This is a genomic window from Sphingopyxis sp. OAS728 (genome assembly GCF_014873485.1).
Classification (GTDB): domain Bacteria; phylum Pseudomonadota; class Alphaproteobacteria; order Sphingomonadales; family Sphingomonadaceae; genus Sphingopyxis.
Genome location: NZ_JADBDT010000001.1, coordinates 2,284,218 through 2,304,443, shown reverse-complemented (window position 1 = coordinate 2,304,443; position 20,226 = coordinate 2,284,218). Strand labels below are relative to the sequence as shown.

The 20,226-nt window shown below is 65.1% G+C and carries 23 protein-coding genes; 10 read left to right on the top strand and 13 right to left on the bottom strand.

The genetic code is table 11. From position 1 onward, the window contains the following. Nucleotides 1–200: 200 nt before the first annotated feature. Nucleotides 201–470, bottom strand: coding sequence for a hypothetical protein (locus tag GGC65_RS10785; protein WP_192647159.1), 270 nt, complete (start codon nt 468–470; stop codon nt 201–203). 111 nt (nt 471–581) lie between these two features. Here GGC65_RS10785 and GGC65_RS10780 point away from each other — a divergent pair, with 111 nt between their 5' ends. Beyond that, nucleotides 582–2,054: a helicase HerA domain-containing protein gene (locus tag GGC65_RS10780; RefSeq protein ID WP_192647158.1), complete on the top strand. Its 1,473-nt coding sequence runs from the start codon at nt 582–584 to the stop codon at nt 2,052–2,054. Nucleotides 2,055–2,246: 192 nt separating this feature from the next. After that, the gene (locus GGC65_RS10775) at nt 2,247–3,731 is read left to right on the top strand and encodes a peroxidase family protein (RefSeq protein ID WP_192647157.1); all 1,485 of its coding nucleotides are present in this window, start codon (nt 2,247–2,249) and stop codon (nt 3,729–3,731) included. A gap of 59 nt (nt 3,732–3,790) precedes the next feature. Here the strand turns inward: GGC65_RS10775 and GGC65_RS10770 are convergent, their stop codons facing one another. Further along, entirely contained in the window at nt 3,791–3,988 is a 198-nt protein-coding gene (locus GGC65_RS10770) for a DUF1192 domain-containing protein (RefSeq protein ID WP_192647156.1), read from the bottom strand. A gap of 153 nt (nt 3,989–4,141) precedes the next feature. Between GGC65_RS10770 and GGC65_RS10765 the strand changes: the two genes are divergently transcribed. The 6 genes from GGC65_RS10765 (at nt 4,142) to GGC65_RS10740 (ending at nt 9,299) form a co-directional block, all read left to right on the top strand. After that, a complete protein-coding gene (locus GGC65_RS10765; RefSeq protein ID WP_225940773.1) occupies nt 4,142–5,122 on the top strand; it encodes an NAD(P)H-quinone oxidoreductase in 981 nt (326 codons plus the stop codon). Between the two features lie 80 nt (nt 5,123–5,202). After that, complete coding sequence (locus GGC65_RS10760; protein WP_225940772.1) at nt 5,203–5,763, top strand: hypothetical protein; 561 nt, start codon at nt 5,203–5,205, stop codon at nt 5,761–5,763. 87 nt (nt 5,764–5,850) lie between these two features. Beyond that, on the top strand, nt 5,851–6,474 hold the full coding sequence (locus tag GGC65_RS10755; protein WP_192647153.1) for a glutathione S-transferase family protein: 624 nt from the start codon (nt 5,851–5,853) through the stop codon (nt 6,472–6,474). Between the two features lie 138 nt (nt 6,475–6,612). Further along, the gene (locus GGC65_RS10750; RefSeq protein WP_192649496.1) at nt 6,613–7,248 is read left to right on the top strand and encodes a DUF1013 domain-containing protein; all 636 of its coding nucleotides are present in this window, start codon (nt 6,613–6,615) and stop codon (nt 7,246–7,248) included. Nucleotides 7,249–7,251: 3 nt separating this feature from the next. Next, nucleotides 7,252–8,376 (top strand): MBL fold metallo-hydrolase, encoded by a 1,125-nt coding sequence (locus GGC65_RS10745; protein WP_192647152.1) that lies wholly within the window; start codon nt 7,252–7,254, stop codon nt 8,374–8,376. Beyond that, the gene (locus GGC65_RS10740) at nt 8,376–9,299 is read left to right on the top strand and encodes a TraB/GumN family protein (protein ID WP_225940771.1); all 924 of its coding nucleotides are present in this window, start codon (nt 8,376–8,378) and stop codon (nt 9,297–9,299) included. The genes GGC65_RS10745 and GGC65_RS10740 overlap by 1 nt, the downstream gene beginning before the upstream one ends. A 5-nt stretch (nt 9,300–9,304) precedes the next feature. Here the strand turns inward: GGC65_RS10740 and GGC65_RS10735 are convergent, their stop codons facing one another. After that, nucleotides 9,305–9,580 carry a hypothetical protein gene (locus GGC65_RS10735; RefSeq protein ID WP_192647151.1) on the bottom strand — a complete coding sequence of 92 codons (276 nt, stop codon included), beginning with the start codon at nt 9,578–9,580 and terminating at the stop codon, nt 9,305–9,307. 133 nt (nt 9,581–9,713) lie between these two features. Between GGC65_RS10735 and GGC65_RS10730 the strand changes: the two genes are divergently transcribed. Then, nucleotides 9,714–10,892, top strand: coding sequence for a DUF481 domain-containing protein (locus tag GGC65_RS10730; protein ID WP_318780153.1), 1,179 nt, complete (start codon nt 9,714–9,716; stop codon nt 10,890–10,892). Here GGC65_RS10730 and GGC65_RS10725 read toward each other — a convergent pair. The 7 genes from GGC65_RS10725 to GGC65_RS10695 all read right to left on the bottom strand — a co-directional run bounded on the left by GGC65_RS10725 (nt 10,889) and on the right by GGC65_RS10695 (nt 16,958). Then, entirely contained in the window at nt 10,889–11,344 is a 456-nt protein-coding gene (locus tag GGC65_RS10725) for a VOC family protein (protein ID WP_192647150.1), read from the bottom strand. The genes GGC65_RS10730 and GGC65_RS10725 overlap by 4 nt on opposite strands. A 10-nt stretch (nt 11,345–11,354) precedes the next feature. Then, nucleotides 11,355–12,893 carry a M20/M25/M40 family metallo-hydrolase gene (locus GGC65_RS10720; protein WP_413052725.1) on the bottom strand — a complete coding sequence of 513 codons (1,539 nt, stop codon included), beginning with the start codon at nt 12,891–12,893 and terminating at the stop codon, nt 11,355–11,357. Nucleotides 12,894–12,981: 88 nt separating this feature from the next. Beyond that, on the bottom strand, nt 12,982–13,473 hold the full coding sequence (locus GGC65_RS10715; protein WP_192647148.1) for a hypothetical protein: 492 nt from the start codon (nt 13,471–13,473) through the stop codon (nt 12,982–12,984). 21 nt (nt 13,474–13,494) lie between these two features. Then, the gene (locus GGC65_RS10710) at nt 13,495–15,018 is read right to left on the bottom strand and encodes a fumarate hydratase (RefSeq protein WP_192647147.1); all 1,524 of its coding nucleotides are present in this window, start codon (nt 15,016–15,018) and stop codon (nt 13,495–13,497) included. Nucleotides 15,019–15,087: 69 nt separating this feature from the next. Next, nucleotides 15,088–15,924, bottom strand: coding sequence for a hypothetical protein (locus GGC65_RS10705; protein ID WP_192647146.1), 837 nt, complete (start codon nt 15,922–15,924; stop codon nt 15,088–15,090). 34 nt (nt 15,925–15,958) lie between these two features. Continuing rightward, a complete protein-coding gene (locus tag GGC65_RS10700) occupies nt 15,959–16,423 on the bottom strand; it encodes a Fur family transcriptional regulator (RefSeq protein ID WP_093510597.1) in 465 nt (154 codons plus the stop codon). 100 nt (nt 16,424–16,523) lie between these two features. Next, nucleotides 16,524–16,958 carry a MerC domain-containing protein gene (locus GGC65_RS10695; protein ID WP_192647145.1) on the bottom strand — a complete coding sequence of 145 codons (435 nt, stop codon included), beginning with the start codon at nt 16,956–16,958 and terminating at the stop codon, nt 16,524–16,526. A gap of 320 nt (nt 16,959–17,278) precedes the next feature. On the opposite strand from GGC65_RS10695, the gene GGC65_RS10690 reads away from it, so the two are divergent. Further along, nucleotides 17,279–18,031, top strand: coding sequence for a Crp/Fnr family transcriptional regulator (locus tag GGC65_RS10690; RefSeq protein ID WP_225940770.1), 753 nt, complete (start codon nt 17,279–17,281; stop codon nt 18,029–18,031). Nucleotides 18,032–18,046: 15 nt separating this feature from the next. Here the strand turns inward: GGC65_RS10690 and GGC65_RS10685 are convergent, their stop codons facing one another. From GGC65_RS10685 to GGC65_RS10675, 3 genes are all read right to left on the bottom strand, one after another. Continuing rightward, on the bottom strand, nt 18,047–18,301 hold the full coding sequence (locus tag GGC65_RS10685; protein WP_192647143.1) for a DUF6894 family protein: 255 nt from the start codon (nt 18,299–18,301) through the stop codon (nt 18,047–18,049). Nucleotide 18,302: 1 nt separating this feature from the next. Beyond that, nucleotides 18,303–18,482, bottom strand: a complete 180-nt coding sequence (locus GGC65_RS10680) for a hypothetical protein (RefSeq protein WP_192647142.1) — start codon at nt 18,480–18,482, stop codon at nt 18,303–18,305. Nucleotides 18,483–18,545: 63 nt separating this feature from the next. After that, complete coding sequence (locus GGC65_RS10675) at nt 18,546–20,225, bottom strand: AMP-binding protein (RefSeq protein WP_192647141.1); 1,680 nt, start codon at nt 20,223–20,225, stop codon at nt 18,546–18,548. Nucleotide 20,226: the final 1 nt, after the last annotated feature.

Here is a 20,226-nt window from a genome sequence, read left to right as displayed (position 1 = left end):
GGACAGCGATTTTTGTCGCTCGCCCAATCTCTGTTTTGGGCTGGGGAGCGGCCCTTCTTTCTCCCCTCCCGCTCGCGGGAGGGGTCGGGGGAGGGCCTGTAGCGGTACGATGACCCTCCCCGCTGCGGCTAGCCAGCAAGCTGGCAAGCCTCGCTGCCCCTCCCGCAAGCGGGAGGGGAGATCAGGTCGCCTACCGGTCGTTACCTGCCGTCTTCCTCGCCCGCCCGATCCACCATGTCCATGAAGTCGCGCGCGGTGTCGCGCTCGCTCTCGTCCTTGAACGCCACGTCAAGGTCGGGCGCCACGCCGAGCATGTACATCAGCGCCCAGAGCGCGAAGCGCCGGCCGGGGTTGGTTTCGAGCCCGAAGTCGACGCGCATGCGTTCGGTGCCCGCAGCGTGCGCCTCGGGGTGGATCGCCGCAATGTCGGCGGTACCGAAATAGCGGCGGAGCTGGTCGTCGAAATCCATGCCGTCCTTTTGGCCCTTCCGTGCGGCTTGGCAAGGTTGCGCGGCAAAATCGGGCAATCCGAAGACCCGCCCCGGTTGTCTTTGCCCAAACGCCCCGATAGGGCGACCATCGTGAAGACCAGCATCGACATCGGGACCGACGGCACGGGGCAGGGCGTGCGCATCGACGTGCAGGAACTGCTCGCGACGCGCCTGCTCGTCCAGGGTAATTCGGGGTCGGGAAAGTCGCACCTCTTGCGCCGTATCCTCGAGGAAAGCGCCGAGCTGGTGCAGCAGATCGTGATCGATCCCGAGGGCGATTTCGTGACGCTCGCCGATGCGTATAGCCATGTCGTCATCAACGGCGGCGATTATAACGAACGCGAGATCGCGGCGATGGGCGCGCGCATCCGCGAACATCGCGCGTCAATCATCCTCAGCCTCGAATCGCTCGATATCGAGGCGCAGATGACCTGCGCCGCGGCGTTCCTGAACGCGCTGTTCGATGCGCCGCGCGAGCATTGGTTCCCCGCGCTGGTCGTGGTCGACGAGGCACAGATGTTCGCGCCGAGCGTCGCAGGCGACGTCGCCGACAATGTCCGCCGCGCGAGCCTCGGTGCGATGACCAACCTGATGTGCCGCGGGCGTAAGCGCGGTCTCGCGGGCGCGATCGCGACGCAGCGGCTCGCGAAGCTGGCGAAGAATGTCGCCGCCGAGGCGAGCAATTTCCTGATGGGGCGCACCTTCCTCGATATCGACATGGCGCGCGCCGCCGACTTGCTAGGCATGGAGCGGCGGCAGGCCGAGACGATCCGTGACCTCGAACGCGGCCATTTCCTCGGGCTCGGCCCCGCGATCTCGCGGCGGCCGATCGCGGTACGGATCGGGTCGACGCAGACCTCGACGCGGCTGGGCACGCATGGGCTGATGCCGCTGCCGTCGGCGGGCGGCGAGGATATGCGTTCGATGCTCTTCACCGAATTGGAGGCGCCGGCCCAACCCCGCTTCTTTGCGCCCGAACCCGAACCGGTCGCGGCGAGCGAAGTGCTCGAGCGGATCGCCGCGAGCGAGCCGCTGCACGAGGATGCCGATGCGCCGCCGGTGCTGGACATCCTCGAAGCGGTCGAGGAAGCCGAACAGAGCGACGCGGTCGTGATCGAGACGCTGCAGGAAATGCTCTCCGACCCCGACTGCGCCTTCCAGCCTGAATCCTTCCTCTATCAGGATTTTTCGGTGCGCTGCCGGATGCAGAAGCTGAAGAAGGTGCCGCTCGACCTTGCCGCCTTCCGCCGCCGTTTCGCGCTCGCCAAGGGCGGGGTGTTCGACCCGTCCGAGCCGCGCTGGCGCGAGATGCTCGCAGTTGCCGACCGGCTGCCGCACGACATGTTCGCGCCCTTCCTGCAGATTGCGCGCGCCGCGATGGACGGCGAACCCTGTCCTGACGACGATATCCTTGGCCGCGCCTATGGCAGCCGCTCGCCGGGACGCATCCGCCGCCTCGTCGAATATATGGAAAAGCAGGGCGTGATCGTCGTGCGCGCCGATTTCGGCGGGCGGCGCTCGATCGGCATCCCCGAACTCGGGCTCAGCACCGAGGCCGAATAGGCTCGCTCCGTCGCGATTTCGCCGCGACCCGGCATGTTAATTCCGAATTAGTCACCTAAAATCTTGGGACTGCGCGCGGATCGGCGCAACCCTTGCCGCAGGTTCGCGCCTAAAACAGCGGATGCCAGCTCTCTTGGTGGGTGGATCGTCCCGAAAAACCCAAAACATAGTTGACCAACAGGAGAGACTGCCATGCCTCGTCACGGCGTATATCCGCGCGACATCGTTCCGCCGCGGTCCAAATATTCCGACGCCGGCCGTTTTGGCCGCATGTTCGGCGAACTGCCCCCCTTTGCCGCCGATACTCCCGATGTGCGCGCCGCGCTGATCGAAATCGGCAAGGTGGGCGGCATCATGGATGCCAAGGACAATCTGACCAAGACGCCCGCCGAGCTGATCACCAACCCGGCGCTGTCGGCGAAGAACAGCGACAATCCGACGCTGACCGCGGGCTTTACCTTCCTCGGCCAGTTCCTCGATCACGACATGACCTTCGACCCTACGTCGAGCCTCGAGCGGCAGGTCGATCCCGAACAGATCGCCAATTTCCGTACCCCAAGCCTTGGCCTCGACAATGTCTATGGCGCGGGGCCAGGCGGCAGTCCGCACCTCTATGACACGCAGGGCGGCAAGGGCGGGAAGTTCCTGCTCGAACCCACCGGCACCGCGAACAAGTTCGATGTGCCGCGCAACAGCCAGAAGGTCGCGCTGATCGGCGACCCGCGCGACGACGAGAATCTGATCATCAGCCAGTTGCAGGTCGCTTTCCTGAAGTTTCACAATCAGGTCGTCGAATATGTAAAGACCAAGATCAAGCTGACCGGATCGGACGAGATTTTCGCCGAGGCGCAGCGGATCGTGCGCTGGCATTATCAATGGATCATCGTCCATGAATTCCTGCGCAAGACGTGCGGCGATACAGTGGTCGACGATGTTCTGACGAACGGCCGCAAATATTACAGCTGGCACAACGAGCCCTATATCCCGGTCGAATTTTCGGTCGCGGCCTATCGTTTCGGGCATAGCCAGGTGCGACCGTCGTACCGCGCCAATTTCACCGGCAATGGCGGCAATCCCTTCTTTGCGATGATCTTTACCCCGACGCCGTCGGACCCCAACGATCCCGACGATCTGTCGGGCGGTTGCCGCGCACCGCGGCGCTTCATCGACTGGCCGACCTTCTTCGATTTCAGCGACGGCAATGTGAAGCCGAACAAGAAGATCGACACGACGCTGTCTACCTCGCTGTTCCGCCTGCCGGGATCGGTGGTGCCGAACCCCGATCCGAAGTCGAACCCGGCATCGCTCGCGCAGCGCAACCTGCTCCGCCACCTGACCTTCTCGCTGCCGTCGGGGCAGCGGGTGGCGCGCGCGATGAAGCTGCCCGAACTGTCGAAGGGAGACCTGTCCGACCTCAAGCCGCACGGCTTCGACGACCGGACGCCGCTGTGGTTCTACATCCTGCGCGAGGCGCAGGTGACGCAAAATGGCGAGCGGCTCGGCCCGGTCGGCGCACGAATCGTTACCGAGGTGTTCGTCGGGCTGCTGCAGGGTGACAAGGGATCCTATCTGTCGCAGGATCCCGAATGGCAGCCCTTCCTGCCGACGGTCGACGCGTCGAAGAAGGGCGACGATTTCCGGATGATCGATTTGCTTCGGTACGCAGAGGTCGCCTAGCGCGCGAAAAGGGGGGCGATGTCGCCGGCGCCCCGAGGGGCGTCGGCGATTTCTTTCGCTCAATTCTTCCGGAACAGCGCCTCGGCCGCCGCCTTCTGGCTCGTCGCCGCGCTGCGGTGCGCCTTGACGCGCTCGATCTCGGCTTCGAGGGTTGCGATGCGTTCGCCGAGCTCGTCGACCGACAAAGGATCGAGTGGCTGTTTTATCAGCGCCGTCAGTATATCGTCGCGGCGGCGGGGAAGGTCGTCATCGTCCATGGCGTATCCTCCTGGTCCCTCATGTTAAAAGGCGCGCGACTGTTGACCCGTGTCGCGGCACTGTCAATAAGGCGGGCCAGGGGGTAGGGGATCAGTACGGACCCTGAGGGGACCAGTGGGGGAATTAGCAGCGTGACCAGCGTGCCAGTACAAATGACCGCCATCGCCATCAGTGCGCCGGGCGGGCCCGAAGTGTTGCAACCGACGACGCGGCCGGTGCCGCAGCCGGGCCCGGGGGAGGTGCTGATCCGCGTCGCCGCCGCGGGGGTGAACCGCCCCGACGTCCTCCAGCGCATGGGCTTTTACCCGCCGCCGCCGGGCGCGTCGGACCTGCCGGGGCTGGAGATTGCAGGGGTAATTGCCGGGATTGGGCCGGGGGGCGATCCCGAGCTTTTGGGGCAGGCGGTGTGTGCGCTCGTCGCGGGTGGCGGCTATGCAGAATATTGCCTCGCTCCGATCGGAAGCTGCCTGCCGGTACCCAAGGGTTTTTCGATGGCCGAGGCCGCGGCGCTGCCCGAAACCGTCTTCACCGTGTGGCACAACCTCTTTGAGCGCGGCTATGTGCATGATGGCGAGACCGTGCTCGTCCATGGCGGCACCAGCGGCATCGGCACGACCGCGATCGGCCTCTGCAAATTGTTCGACATCAAGATCATCGTGACGTGCGGCAGCGCCGACAAATGCGCCGCCGCAATGGCGCTCGGCGCCGATCTGGCGGTCGACTATTCGGCCGAGGATTATGTCGAGGCAGTAAAGACCTTCACCGGTGGCAAGGGCGTCAACGTCGTGCTCGACATGGTCGGCGGCGACTATCTGCCGCGCAACCTCGCGTGCCTCGCCGAGGACGGGCGCCATGTCTCGATCGCCTTCCAGCGCGGCGCAAAGGCCGAAATCGACATCACCGATGTTATGCGCCGCCGCCTGACGCTGACCGGATCGACCCTCCGCGCGCGCAGCGCAGACTTCAAGGCGCTGCTCGCCGACGAAATCCATCGCACATTGTGGCCGCGTCTTGCCGAAGGCGGGTGGAAGCCCGCGATGGATCGGGCCTTCCCGCTCGCCGACGCGAGCGCGGCGCACGCACGGATGCAGGCGGGCGAGCATGTGGGGAAGATCGTGCTCAGCGTGGGATGAACCGAGGGAACATTCGGGCATGATCGGCGGTTGAGCGACCGGAGGGGGACAATCAAAGAGGATGATCTCTCCCCATGAAGATGCGTAGTTTGCTCGTTCCTGCCACCGCTCTCTCCTTTGCCCTTGCGGCCTGTTCCGGGCCCGCCGAAACCGAAAAAGCCTCCACCGCCTCCTATGACGGCGACGTGGTGCCCGAAGGCAAGGCGGCCGAGCCCGCCGTGCCCGCGATCAAGCCGACCGACATTCCGACGCGCGGCGGCGACGGATCGCCGATCGAACTTTCGGCGCTGACCGAAGCCGACGTCGGCGGCGCCAAGCTGAAGGGCGAACTCGCATGCAGCTTCGCGGCTGACGAAGCCGCGCAGCCGATCCTGATCGCCAATGGCGACGTTGCCTCGAGCGACCCGTCGCGGGGCATCGTGAAGGTCGGCGATACAATCGAGCCCGTGTCGGCGAACGGCGGCTTCGACGCGATGGCCAAGGGCACCAAATTCTTCAGCAAGGGCCTGCAGCTTCGCGTCGCTCTGGTAGGGCCGGCACCGGGCGGCGGCGAATCGCCTCCACGTCCCGCGACGCTGACCGCGGACCGCGCCGACGGCGCGCAGCGTGTCTTCGCCGGGGTGTGGCGCTGCGGCCCGTAAGCTCCGCTTGCGGGCATTGCCCGTTCCCCGCATAGAAGCGCCGCTGGTGTCGGGGGCCAGCGGCGATTCATCACGATGGGGGCTGCAATGGGCGACAGGCCGATCCTTCACGAATATGCCGCGAGCGGCAATTGCTACAAGATCCGGCTGACCGCGGCGCTGCTTGAGTGCCCAATCGAACGGCGCGAATATGACATCATGAAGGGCGAGACGCGGACGCCCGAGTTTCTGGCGAAGGTCAACGCCAACGGCCGTATCCCGGTGCTGCAGGTCGGCGACAAGTTCCTGCCCGAAAGCAACGCCGCCTGTTTCTGGCTCGCCGACGGCACACATCTCGTCCCCTATGACCGGTTCGAGCGCGCCGACATGCTGCGCTGGATGTTCTTCGAACAATATAATCACGAACCGAATGTCGCGACCTTGCGCTTCTGGATGAAGTGGATCGGCGAGGCGAATTTCACCGACCTCCAGCGCGCGCAATTGCCCGCGAAACAGGCGGCGGGCGTAGCGGCGCTGAAATTGATGGACGAGCATCTAACCGGGCGCGACTGGCTCGCGGGGCACGACCTCTCGCTCGCCGACATTGTGCTTTATGCCTATACGCATGTCGCCGAGGACAGCGGGCTGTTCGCGCTCGCTGACACTCCTGCGGTGCAACGATGGATCGCGCGGATCGAGGCCGAGCCGGGGTTTGTGCCGATGGCGGCATAAGTGCGCAAAGCCTTCTCCCTTGCCCCATAGGCCAAACAGGTCTACATCAGCCGCCGAACGGCCGCCCCGCGAGGGGCGGCCCTTATTATTTCCGCTTGGAGACTTTTCGTCATGGCCACTGCCGACGCCACCCCGCTGATGCCGCATGCGACCGCCGCCTGGCTGGTCGACAACACCGGCCTGACCTTTGCCCAGATCGCCGAATATTGCGGCATCCACATCCTCGAAGTGCAGGCGATCGCCGACGAGACCGCCGCGACCAAATATACCGGCCGCGACCCCGTCCGCGCGCACGAGCTGTCGATGGACGAAATCGAAAAGGGTCAGAAGGACCCGAACTACAAGCTTAAGATGAGCAAGCAGGCGCAGGACACGATCCGCCGTACCCGCGGCCCGCGCTATACCCCGGTCAGCAAGCGCCAGGACAAGCCCGACGGCATCGCGTGGATCCTGAAGAACCACCCCGAAGTGTCGGACGGCGCGATCGGCAAGCTGATCGGCACCACCCGCAACACGATCGGCGCGATCCGCGACCGCAGCCATTGGAACAGCGCGAACATCGTGCCGAAGGACCCGGTAACGCTCGGCCTCTGCTCGCAGCGTGAACTCGACGCGCTCGTCGCCAAGGCGGCGAAGAAGGCCGGCATCAAGGCCCCCGAGGACAGCCGGTTCGAGGGCGACCGCGAAGCGCTGCTCGAAGAACTGCGCGCCGAGCGTAGCGCGGCCGCCGAAGCGCGCGCCGCCGAAGAGGCCGAAGCCGACGGCGAAGCCTGACGCATGGCGGGGGCGGACGAGGATAATATTCCGGCGGCCAGCGGCTCGCCGGATGCCTCGCTGACCCAGGACGACAGCTTTACCGCGACGAGTCATGCGGGGCTCACCTATCCATGGGGCGAGGCCGCACCCGGACCGGGCGAGACGATCCGCATCGCGAACGGCATCAGCTGGGCGCGCATCCCGATGCCGGGGTCGCTCGGCCATATCAACAGCTGGCTGCTCGACGACCATGAAGGCGTCGCGGTGGTCGATACCGGCATTTGCCTGACGATGTGCTCCGATGCGTGGAAGGCACTTTATGCTGGCGCGCTCAAGGACAAGCGCATCACGCGCGTCATCGGAACGCACCTCCATCCCGACCATATCGGACTTGCGGGCTGGATCGCTAAAAAGCAGGACGTGAAGCTGTGGATGACGCGTGGCGAGATGCTCACCGCGCGGGCGATTGTCGCCGATTCCTCCGATACCGCCCCCGACGAAGTGCTCACCCAGTCGCGTGCCGCGGGCTGGGACGAAGCTGCGATCGAGACGCAGCGGTCGCGCGGCTGGAACATGTTCCAGCGCATGATCTTCACGCTGCCGCGTAGCTATGTGCGGATCGGGGATGGCGAGCGGCTCGACATGGGCGCGCACCAGTGGCGCGTCGTCACCGGGTCGGGGCACAGCCCCGAACATGCCTGCCTGTGGAACGAGCGCGAAGGCGTGCTCGTCTCGGGCGATCAGGTGCTGCCGCGGATCAGCTCGAACGTTTCGGTCAACATCACCGAACCCGATGCCGATCCATTGGGCGAATGGCTGGCGTCGATCGACAAATTGCTCGCGACGGTGCCCGCCGATGTCGTGACCTGCCCCGCGCATGGTGAGCCGTTCAAGGGGCTTCACGTCCGCCTGATGGCGCTGCGCGACGAGCATCGGATGCGGCTCTACAATCTGGCCGAGGCGGCAGCGAAGGCGCCGATGCGCGCGGTCGACAGCTTCCCTCTGCTCTTCAATCGCCCGATCGGCGAGCATAATCAGGGGCTTGCGACGGGCGAGGCGCTTGCGCATCTGAAGCGGCTCGAGGTCGAGGGCCGCGTGAAGCGCGAAGACCGCGACGGCGTGTGGTGGTATCACGGGGTAGCCTGATGCGCGGGTTCGGGGTTCTGTTGGGCGCCGCGGTCATGCTGGCGCCGGTCACCGCGCTGGCGGACGAACCCGGTGCCAATGACGAAATTGTCGTCACCGCGCGTCGTTCGGGCGCGCCGATGTGGACGATCCAGACGCGCGCGGGCGTTGTCATCCTCGTCGGCGAGATTGCGGCGGTACCGAAAGCAACGCCGTGGCGTCCCGAGCGGCTGGAGGGCGCGACCGACCGCGCGCAGCGCGTCATCCTCGGCACCAAGGCGAAGGTATCGCCGGGCGATATCCTGCGGCTGATCTTCAAGGGTGGCGGGCTGACCAAATTGCCGAAGGGGCGCGTCGCCGCCGATTATCTGAATGCCGATCAGATGAAGCGCCTTCACGCGCTCGAAACCCGGTTCGATCAGGACTACGCCCGTTCGAATTTCCTGATGACGGCATTCGACCTGCTGTCGAAGCGCCTCGCCTTCAACAAGGACAGCGCCGACGATGCCTCCGATGTCGTGCGCAAGGCGGCGCGGCAATCGAAGATTCCGACCCAGCCCGTCGGCGAGGTGCGCGGCGAGGATATGCTCGACAATCTGTTTGCGGCGGCGCCCGAGACGCATATCCCGTGCCTTGAAGCCGCGATGGCGGCGGCCGAGGCGGACGGCGATGTGGTGATCGCGCGCGGGCGCGCGTGGACCGAATTCGACGTGCCCGCGGTGATGGCGAGCCCGCTTGAGGAGGCGCTGGGGCGCTGCTGGCCGTGGACGAACGACAGCTTCGGTCCCGAGCTGCGCCAGACATGGGTCGGTGCGATCCGCGACGCGACCGGGCAACCCGGCGTGACGCTGGCGGTCGTTCCGCTGCGCATATTGGCCGAAAAGGACGGCGTGCTCGATCGGCTCAAGGCGCAGGGGCTGCCGATCAGCGGCCCGGCCTGGTAGGCGGCTTATCGCGGTCTTTGCATGATCCAGCTGAATGCCATCGCGTTGAAGATTGTGTAGAGGCCATAGAGCATCAGCGCGGTAAACCAGTTCCGTGTCGCGATCGCCATCGCGCCGACGAGCAGCAGGAATTCGAAGACGTAGGTGATGTTCGGCCCGACTTTGTCCGCAAGCGGCTGGACCATCTGCTGGATCAGCGGATCGTCGCTTTCCATGAAGGCGCGGTGCATCGCGAAATTGCCGATCCCGGCGCAGAAAATGGCGATGAGTGCGATAACCATAGGTTTGCAAATGGGGGACGCGGGGTGGAAATGCCAGCGACTTTCGGGTTATAGGGTCGCACCGTTCGCGCACCGGCCCCGCGCGAACGATCGAACGAACCCGGCTCCTGCCCCCCAGAGAAGGACGTCTTCGGTGACAAACCTCCCCCGACTGGCCGCGCTTTGCCTGCCGCTCGCTCTCGCCGTTCCGTCCGCGCATGCGCAGGACGCGGCAGAGTCGCTCCAGCCGAATCCCTTGCTTGTCGACCCGGTGCTGGCCAATCCGATCCCGACAGCGCTTGTCCCGCTCGATCCCGAGCTGCCCATCGCGGTGCGCGCGATGATCGACGCCGCCTTCGCGAGCGGCGACAATGACGATGTCGAGGCGGTGGCGAGGTTCGCGCGGCGGACCAACCCGGGCAATATCGGCGAGATCGACGCGCTGCTCGCTTATTATCGCAGCGAGCATCCGCCGGAGACGCCGCCCGATCCGGTGGGCAATATGCTCGCCGCGGCGATGGCGAGTGCAAAGGATGCCGATGTCGAAGCGGTCGGCAAGCTGGCGAAGGAAACCAACCCCGAAAACGCGCAGGAGATCGAGGAACGTCTCCTCGCCTATCGCGCCGAACGCAAGCGGCTGCGCGACGAGGCGGCGGCGGCCGAGCGCGCGAAACTGGCGGCGGCCAAATTCTGGCAGAATTGGAAGGGCGAGGGCCAGATCGGTGCGTCGCAGAGCAGCGGCAATACCGAATCCGTCGGGCTGAGCGCCGGCGTCGCGCTTGCGCGCAAGGGGATCGACTGGACGCACAAATTTCGCGCGCAGGCCGATTATCAGCGTACGAACGGTGCGACCTCGGTCGAACGATATCTGGGCGAATTGGAGCCGCAATACAGGATCAACGACCGGACCTTCGCCTATGGCCTTGGGCGCTGGGAACACGACCGGATTCTCGGTTACGACACGCGCTGGAACCTGTCGGGCGGGCTCGGCTACAAGGTGGTCGACAACAAGAAGATGACACTGAGCCTGAAAGGCGGCCCGGCGTTTCGCCAGACCGATTTCGTGAACGGCGAAGAAGACACCGAGCTGACCGCGCTCGCGGGGCTCGATTTCGGCTGGCAGCTATCGCCGACGCTGCGGCTGACGCAGGTCGCGTCGACGATCATCGGCGAGGCCAATGGATCGACCAGCTCGCAGACCGCGCTTAGCGCCAAGCTGACCGGCGCGCTGTCGGCGCGTATAGCCTATTCGGCGCAGATCGACACCAGCCCGCCGCCCGGGATCGAGAAGGTCGACACGCAGACGCGCTTTACGCTGGTCTACGGTTTTTAGTCGAAGGCGTTCGCCGCGCCGATCTGCTCACCGTCCGCAAGCAGACCGATGCCGGGCACATGGTTGAACTCGATGCGAATGCCGTCGGGGTCCTCGAATAGCACCGAATAATAGCCGGGCGCCCAGGGCTCTTCCTGCGGATCATGGACGATGCGAATATCGTCACGATCCGCAAGGAAGGCGTGAACCCGGTCGACCGCCGCGCGGTCGCGCATGCGGAAGCAGGCATGATGCAGCCCCGGCGCACCCTGGTCGAAGCGCTTGCCGGCATTTTCGGGGCTGCCTGTGCGGATGCCGATCGCGGTGCGGCCGCCGACGCCGTAAAGCATTTGCTCGCTGTCGAGCACGACCTTCAACTCCAGATAGACGATCAGCGCGCGCCAGAAGGCCGTCGAGCGTGCGAAGTCGCCGGCGGTCAGAATGACGTGCGCGACGCCGTTCAGGTCGCTCATGCGTTCCTCCCTATTTGATCGCCGCCAGCACATAGAGGAACTCGGCAAAACCCATAGTCGCATCGACGAGCCCCGCGACCTTGGGATTGGTCGAATCGATCAGATAATATTCGTCGGGGGCGTGCGCGCCCGACCCGTGACCGATGCCGTAATGCGCTGCGGGGATCGACACCGGCGGCGCGGTGAAGGTCGAGCCCGGCCAGCTCCCAGCCATCCGCGGGTTGATGCTCGTCGCGACGCCGAGCTTCTTGTAGGTCGCCAGTTCCGAGCGGACGAGGCGGCTGTCCTCGGCGACCTCGGTGGGGTCGTAGCCGCCCGACACATTCACCTCGACGTCCGTGAAGCCATGCTTGTCGAGATGTGCGCGGAGCTTCTTCTCGGCCTCGGCGCGCGTCTGGTTGGGGACGAGGCGCAGGTCGAGCTTGGCGACCGCCTTGCCCGGCAGAACCGTCTTGCCGCCGGGGCCGGTATAGCCTGCGACGAGCCCCTCGATATTTACCGTCGGTTCCTGTGCGAGGCGGGTGAGTGCATCGGGGTAGGAAAGATTGTCGATCCAATGGGTGACACCGAGCGCCGCCTTTTGTTGCGCCTCGTCGCCCGCCTTCGCGGCTTCGCGGATCAGTGTCTTTTCGCGGTCGGTGAGCGGGCGGACATTTTCGAACCAGCCCTCGATCGCGGGCTTATTGCCGTCCGGAGTGACGAGCGTCTGGAGCGCCTGCACCAGCCGCCAGGCGGGCGAATCGACCATCGCTTTCAGGCTGGAGTGAACGTCGCCCTTCGGCCCGCGACCCCATTTCTCGCCGCTCGCAATCAGTTCGAGTTCGATGATCCCCTTCGACCCCAGGTTGACCGTGACATTGCCGGTCTTGCCCTGCGAAGCGAAGGGGATGAAAATGCCTTCGCATTTCTTGAGCGCTGCGAGGATGTTCGGCTTGGTCGCGATCTGGCGGAAATGCGGCGAGCCGATTTCCTCCTCGCCCTCGCACACGAGCACGATGTTGACCGGCAGCTTGCGGCCCGCGGCACGGATCGCGTGGAGCGCGGCGAGGAAGGTCGCCTCGGGGCCCTTCTGGTTCACCGCGCCGCGACCCATGATCGCCTGCCCGAAACCGGGGCGCTCGACCATCTTCCCCTCGAGCGGCGGCGACGACCATTCGGCGGGGTCGAACTGTTTTACGTCGTACATGAAATAGATGCCGAGCGTGCGTTTGGCGCCGACATCGATCGTCCCGAACACGCCGGGATGGCCGTCGGTCGGCACGATTTCGACATTGGTGAATCCCGCGTCCTTGGCGAGTTCGGCCATATAGGCGGCGCCCTCTGCCATGCTGCGGTTCTCGGCGGCGATCGAGGGGAGCGCGATCCAATCGCGGATGCGCTTGATCGACGCGTCCTTGCCCTCTTCGGCCGCCTTGCGGATATCCGCCATGCTTCCCGACTGCGCCCACAGCGGCAGCGGCTGCATGAACGCCGCGCCGGCGCCCAGCATCGCGGTGCCGCGCAGCATGTCGCGGCGATTCAGTCGGTTAAGCTCACGGAAATCCATCATAAGTCCCCTGCTGCTTCGCATGCGAAGCAATGTGCCGGATCGGCTGCGAAACGCAAGGGCGTGCCGGGGACTTACTGTTACCCCGCCGTTACGTGACCGGGCGCGCGTCGATTTCCTCGGCAAGGAAGGCGAGGATTTTGGCTTTGTCGCTCGCCGGGTCGGGCTGGGCGCGGAAGGCGGCGAGGCCCGCGAAGATCATCAGAAGCGGAATGCCCGCAAAGATCGTCGCGAACAGTCCGGCGCCGGGGATGTAGAGATAAGCGGCGACGCCGCCGATCACGAACAGCGACAGAAAGCCGACCCAGATATAGGGGAAATAGCGCGCGCCGGGCGGGGTGCCGAAAGTACCGGTGATGCGCGTGCCGCCTTTGTACGATTCCATCACCGCGTCGAGCACCGGCTCCATATTGGTGCGCGAATTGCGCCGGCGGTAGAGCAGCTTCATATCGCGCTCGCTGCCCTTGCCGAACACGCGCGCCTTCGCGCCCGGCATCGGGTCGTCCATGATCCGCTTGAGCGTGCGCGCAATCTGCTCGGGCGAGTGGGGAGCGTAGAGGTCGACGGGTTCCTGGTTCGACATCGTTTCGCTCCCCCCCGATGCTTATGCCTTTTCGAGCAATCCCTCGTCGGCGATCCGCTTCTGCCACAGCTTCGGCGCGTTGACGTGGACATTCTGGCCGTCGCTGTCGACCGCGACCGTGACGGGGAAATCGCTGACCTCGAATTCGTAGATCGCTTCCATGCCGAGGTCGGCGAAACCGACGACCTTGCTGCCCTTGATCGCGCGCGCGACGAGATAGGCGGCGCCGCCGACCGCCATCAGATAGGCGCTCTTGTGCTTGGCGATCGCCTGCGTCGCCGCGGGGCCGCGTTCGGCCTTGCCGACACAGGCGAGCAGGCCCTGATCGAGCATCATGTCCATGAACTTGTCCATGCGCGTCGCGGTCGTCGGGCCGGCGGGGCCGACGATTTCTTCTCCCACCGGATCGACCGGGCCGACATAATAGATGACGCGGCCCTTGAACTCGACGGGCAGATCTTCGCCCTTCGCCAGCATGTCGGCGATGCGCTTGTGCGCGGCGTCGCGGCCGGTCAGCATCTTGCCGTTGAGGAGCAGGCGGTCGCCCTGTTTCCAGCTGGCGACGACTTCGGGGGTCAGATTGTCGAGGTCGACGCGGATCGCCGCTTTGTCGGGCGCCCAGTCGATCTGCGGATAGTCGGCAAGCACCGGCGGCTCGAGGAAGGCCGGGCCGCTGCCGTCGAGCGTCACATGCGCGTGGCGCGTCGCGGCGCAGTTCGGGATCATCGCGACGGGTTTCGACGCGGCGTGCGTCGGCCAGTCATTGATCTTGACGTCGAGCACGGTCGCGAGGCCGCCCAATCCCTGCGCGCCGATGCCGAGCGCATTGACCTTTTCATAGAGCTCGATACGCAGCTCCTCGGTCGGGTTCGACGGACCGCGCGCGAGCAGTTCGGTCATGTCGATCGGGTCCATCAGCGACTGTTTCGCCAGCAGCATCGCCTTTTCGGCGGTGCCGCCGATGCCGATGCCGAGCATGCCCGGCGGGCACCAGCCGGCGCCCATCTGCGGTACCATTTCGAGCACCCAGTCGACGATCGAATCCGACGGGTTCATCATCTTGAACTTCGACTTATTCTCGCTGCCGCCGCCCTTCGCCGCGACGTCGATCACGACCTTGGCGCCGGGGACCATTTCGACATTGAGGACCGAGGGGGTGTTGTCCTTGGTGTTGACGCGGCTGAACGCGGGGTCGGCAAGGATCGAGGCGCGCAGCTTGTTCTCGGGGTGGAGATAGGCCTTGCGCACGCCCTCGTCGACGACCTGTTGCAGGCTGCGCGGGCTGTCGAGGCGGCAGTCCATGCCCCATTTGATGAAGACGGTGACGATGCCCGTATCCTGACAGATCGGGCGGTGCCCTTCGGCGCACATGCGGCTGTTCGAGAGGATCTGCGCCATCGCGTCCTTCGCGGCGGGCGAGACTTCGCGTTCGTACGCGGCGCCCAATGCGCGGATATAGTCCATCGGATGGAAATAGCTGATGTACTGGAGCGCGTCGGCGATCGTTTCGATGAGGTCGTCTTCGCGGATGATCACGGTGTTCATGTGCAGCCTTTCGCCCTTTTTGGGGATTCGCGGCTTCCCTAGACCTGCACGGCCGGGATGGACAAGGGGTCAGGTGCGGCGGCGGCCGAAGACACGTTGGGACGGCAGGGCGGGTTGCAGCCGATCGGATACGGTAGCCGTGTCACCGAGATCAACGAGCGGCCGCTTGTGGAAGAGAGCTCGCCAACTGCCCGCCGCAGCAAGAGTAAGGAGCAGGAGCCAACCGCCGGCGGCCGACGGGATCAGCGCCCAGGCGAAGGCCGCGGGAGTGATGATCGCCATGACCGTCGGGATCGCGGCGAGGATCGCGATGGTACCGAACAGCGCCCACCACCGGTTCATCTGCGTCGCCGCTGCGCCGATCATGACATTGGTCGCTGCCAGCAGCAGGAATTTGGCGGCGACGGGATAGGGCAGGCTGGCCATTGCGGGCGAATAGTCGCCGAGCGTGAAAGCGGCCTGGATGTCGAAGAGCAGGGTATTCTCCCACGCGTCGCAAAGCGCGGCGGCGATCGGCAATACGGCGGCGGCGAGCAGCGCGCGGAGGCGAAGTTCGCGCCAGAGCGCAAGGCAACCGCTGGCGAGGAAGCCCGCGTAGAGCAGCATGTAGAGGTAGTCGCGCTCGTTGCCCGTTCGCATCGCGGCGAGGCGCGTCACCTGTTCGGGGTCGGTGTAAAAGCCGAAAATCGCTTCGAGGTCGGCCTGCCCGCCGGCGAACTCGAAGGCGAGGACGGGCGCGCCATAGCCGGGCGCGATGTCATGCCCCGTTTGCGGGAAGACCTGACCCAGGTAGAGGCCGAAGAGCAATGTCGCGATGCCGAGCGCTAGCGTCCACGCCCACGCACGCGTCGGCGCGGACGGCCGCGCCCGCTGTTCTTCGATCCAGTGCTGAAGCCCCCCGATCACGTCCTACGTGTCCGGTGGAGCGCGGCGGCTCACCTTATTGGCACTCGGCGCATTTGCCGCGCACCTCGATCACCGGGCGCTCGGCGGCGAAGCCCGTCGCTTCGGCGGCGGCACGCACGCCGCCCGAAATCTTGTCGTTATCGACATGCACAGCGGTGCCGCAGCTGTCGCAGATCAGGAAAATGCAGTCGTGGAGACAGCCGGGATGGCTGTTCGCGACAAAGGCGTTGGCGCTCTCGACGCGGCGGACGAGGTTGTTCGCAACGAACAGGTCGAGGATGCGGTACACGCTGTTCGGCGCGACGCGCTTGCCGCGCTTCTGCGAGACGATGTCGGCGATTTCATAGGCGCTGGCGGGCTTGCCGATTTCGGCGACCGCGTCGAAAATCTCGGCGCGCATGTCGGTCCACGCTTCGCCCGCGCCTTCGAGCGCGGTTTGCGCCGCCTTGGCGAGCGAGGCACCGCTGGCCTCGACGTGCGGATGATCATGCTTGCCCATTGGCGTTTCCTCGGGCGCGGATAATTCCGCGCTAACTAGCACCCAATGTAGGCTGTTTGCGAAGCGCCCGCAAGTTGCGGACATCTCCGATGCGGTGGGATCAGTGCCGCGCGCGGCGGTTGAGGTCGTGGCCCAGCGCGACGACCGCGACGCCGATCATCGTCGCGATCACTTCGCTGCCGTCGTGCGGCCGCGACAGCGCGCCGGCCATCATGCCGAGGCCGAAACTGCCGACCGCGAAGGGCATCATATAGCCATGGCTGAGGACGCCTGAGACGAGCGTGATCAGCGCAAAGCCGATCGCAACGATCAGCCCAATCTCGTGGAACAGGTGGTTTTCGAGGAACACGCCGCCAACCGAGGCGATCGAGGCAAAGAAAATCGTCGTCGCAAGGCAGTGGACGAGGCAGAGTCCCGACAGGCCCATCGCGAGCTGGTCGCCGCTGAGCGAGGTCAACGGACGCGAATCGCGCGCAGCCCGGACCAGCGCGCCGAGACGCGTCAGAACAGGGGCATGGCTGGCGACTTGGGTCACCCGATTCTCCGTTGGTGCAATTGCGAACCGGGATATGGCATATCATGACAAAGGTTACAACATCACATTGCAATTCCGTTGCCGACGCCGCCCACGTCTATGTGGGGGCCGCGATAAATTCCGTCGGCCGCAAAATCGGTCGCAGATAAATCTAAGTTAAGTTTTCAATGCGTGGCCGAAGTTAAGCCAGCGTCGCGCGCCGCGTGTATAGGATGCGCAGGGGCGTAATTTCTGCTATATCTCGCCGATCGTTGGACCTGTCCGCGGTTTTCGACGACTGAGAGATGCGCAATGCTCCCGCCGTTCGAAGGGAGCTTTTTTTGTCGTCATCGTCGATCTTTTACCCTGCCGCCGAAAAGCTGAAGCGGCTCGAACGTTTGTCGCAGGATGACGTCGACGCGTTCCTCGCCTTGCCGCATCGCCTGAAATGGCTCGATCTTGGCGGCTATATCGTGCGCGAGGATGACCGGATCGAGTATTGCTGCGTGTTGCTGGAAGGGATCGCGATCCGGCACAAGGTCACCAACGGCGGCAATCGCCAGATCGTCTCGATCCAGATTCCGGGCGATTTTGTGGATTTGCAAAATTCGCTTCTCGATATCGCCGATCACAGCGTCCAGACGCTGACCAAGGCGCATGTCGCGCTGATCCCGGTGACCGCCATCGAGATGCTGATCGCGCAGCGCCCGGCTGTCGGGCGCGCCTTGTGGCGCGACACATTGATCGACGCGGCGATTTTTCGCGAATGGATCGTCAACGTCGGCCGCCGCGACGCCGCGTCGCGCATCGCGCACCTGCTTTGCGAATTGGCGGTGCGGCTCGCCTTTGCGGGCATGGCGAAGGATCATTGCTACAAGATGCCGCTGACGCAGGAGCAGCTCGCCGACGCGGTGGGATTGACCCCGATCCACGTCAACCGCACGCTACGCGATCTCGAACGCCAGCAATTGATCAGGCGCGACAAGCGCACGATGTGCATTCTCGATTGGTCGGCTTTGGAGGAATTGGGCGATTTCAACGATCGCTATCTGCACCCCAATCTGACCCAGGATCCCGTCGACGTACAGGCTTGAGGGCCGGGGGCGGCGTCATTTCATCAATATGGCTTCGTCGAAGCGGACGGTCAGGATCGTTGCGTGCCGGTCGTCGGCAACCTCGATCTGCCCCGACAGGTCCAGAAAGCCTTCGAGCACATCGGCGGCCATCACCGACCGCGCGCCTTCGATGGCGATCTGGCGGATGCTCTTGTCGGGCGACACCATCTGGCCCTCTTCGTCGCGGATCAGGCCGTGGTCGTTGCGAACGTGGAAATAATAGCTGCGTGGGGGATAGGTGTCTGCCATGTCAGAAATTGGGCGTAGCGCCACCTTTCGCCGAGCCAGGGTTCGCCATCTGCGCGAGCCGCTGGGCATAATAGTCCGCGAGTTCGCGGTGAAGCGTGCGTTCGTCCTCGGACATGGCACAGGCGGCAGCGGCTTGCGCTTCGGCGCGGCGCAGCGTCAGAAATTCGCGACTCTCTTCCATGCCTTTTCTCCCCAACCGGGAAAGCATGGTCGGCCGATGCCGCTGCCTTTGCTATAAAGCAAGTTAGGCTTTGGCGGTCGCTTCTTCCTCAGCGCGCAGAGCCTTGCGGTCGAGCTTGCCGATCATCGTCTTGGGCAGGTTCAGCCGCACCTCGACCGCCTTCACGCGCTCATGCTTGCCGAGCTGGGGGTTGAGCCACTCGGCCAGCGCCTCGCCGCTCACCTGGAACCCGTCCTCGAGCGTGACGAATGCCTTGGGCGCCTCGCCGCGATAGGCGTCGGGAACGCCGAGGACGATCGCCTCCTTCACCGCCGGATGTTCATAGAGATGCGCCTCGATCACGCTCGGATACACTTTGAAGCCGCCGACCGCGATCATGTCCTTCAGCCGGTCGACGATGCGGATATAACCGTCCGCCTCGACCACTGCGACGTCGCCGGTGCGCAGCCAGCCGTCGACGGTGAAGCTGTCCTTGTCCGCTTCGGCCCGGTTCCAATAGCCCTGCATGATCTGCGGCCCCCTGACCGCGAGCTCGCCGGGCTCGCCGTCGGGGGCGTCCTTCGACGGGTCTTCCTTGTCGAGCAGCCGGATGTGCGTCGCGGGAAGCGGCTGGCCGATGGTGCCCGGCTGGACCGGGCCTTCATAAGGGTTGGTCGCGACGACTCCCGAGCTTTCGGTGAGGCCATAGCCTTCGACGAGCGACGCGCCGGTCGCGGCGACGAATTTCTCGCGCAGCTCGCCGGGCATCGGCGCGCCGCCCGAAATGCAGATGCGCAGCGAAGAGAAGTCGGTCTTCGCGAGGTCGGGATGATCGAGCAGCGCCTGATACATCGTCGGCACGCCGGGCAGCGCCGTGGTCTTTGTCCGCGTGATCGCCTCGAGTGCCTGCTTCGCGTCGAAACGCGGCAGCATCGTGATCGTGCCGCCGTTGAGGATCGTGCGGTTGAGCACGCAGGTGTTCGCGAAGACATGGAAGAAGGGGAGCACGCCCAGGATGCGGTCGGCCGCGTCATGGTCGGGGTCGATCGCATTCACCTGCCGCGCATTGGCGGTGAGGTTTTGGTGCGTCAGCTTCGCGCCCTTCGGTGTGCCCGTCGTGCCGCCGGTGTACTGGATCAGCGCGATATCCTTTTCGGCGTCGATCGCGACCGGATCGGGCTGGCCGTCATTGTCGGTGAGCGCCGAGAAGCGGATGATGCGCGGATCGTCAGGCAATGCCGCAACCTCGCTGCGCTTGAACAGGCGGTAGAGCACCGACTTGGCGGCGGGCAGTCCGCCCGCGACCGACCCGACGACGAGTTGCTTCAGGCTCGACCCATCGAGCACCTGGAGCGCGGTAGGCAGCAGCGCCGCGGCACTGATGGTGAACAGCGTGTCGGTCCCCGAATCTTCGACCTGCGCTTCCAGTTCGGTGACGGTATAGAGGGGCGAGAAATTGACCACCGTCGCCCCCGCGGCGAGCGCACCATAATAGGCCGCGACATAATGGGGGACGTTGGGAAGGAAGAGGCCGACGCGGCTGCCCTTGCCGATACCGCGTTGTTGTAGACCCCTCGCGACGCGCGCAGCGCCCCGCGCGACCTCGGCATAGCCGAACTGGCGGCCGAGGAAATCGAGCATCGGGGCATCGCCGCGCCGCGCGACGCTGGCGGCAAGCATGTCGGGCAACGACAGCGGCGCAAACTCCTGGTCCCATGCCGTGGGGTGGCGATAATCGGTCGACCAGGAAAAGCGGCTGTCCATC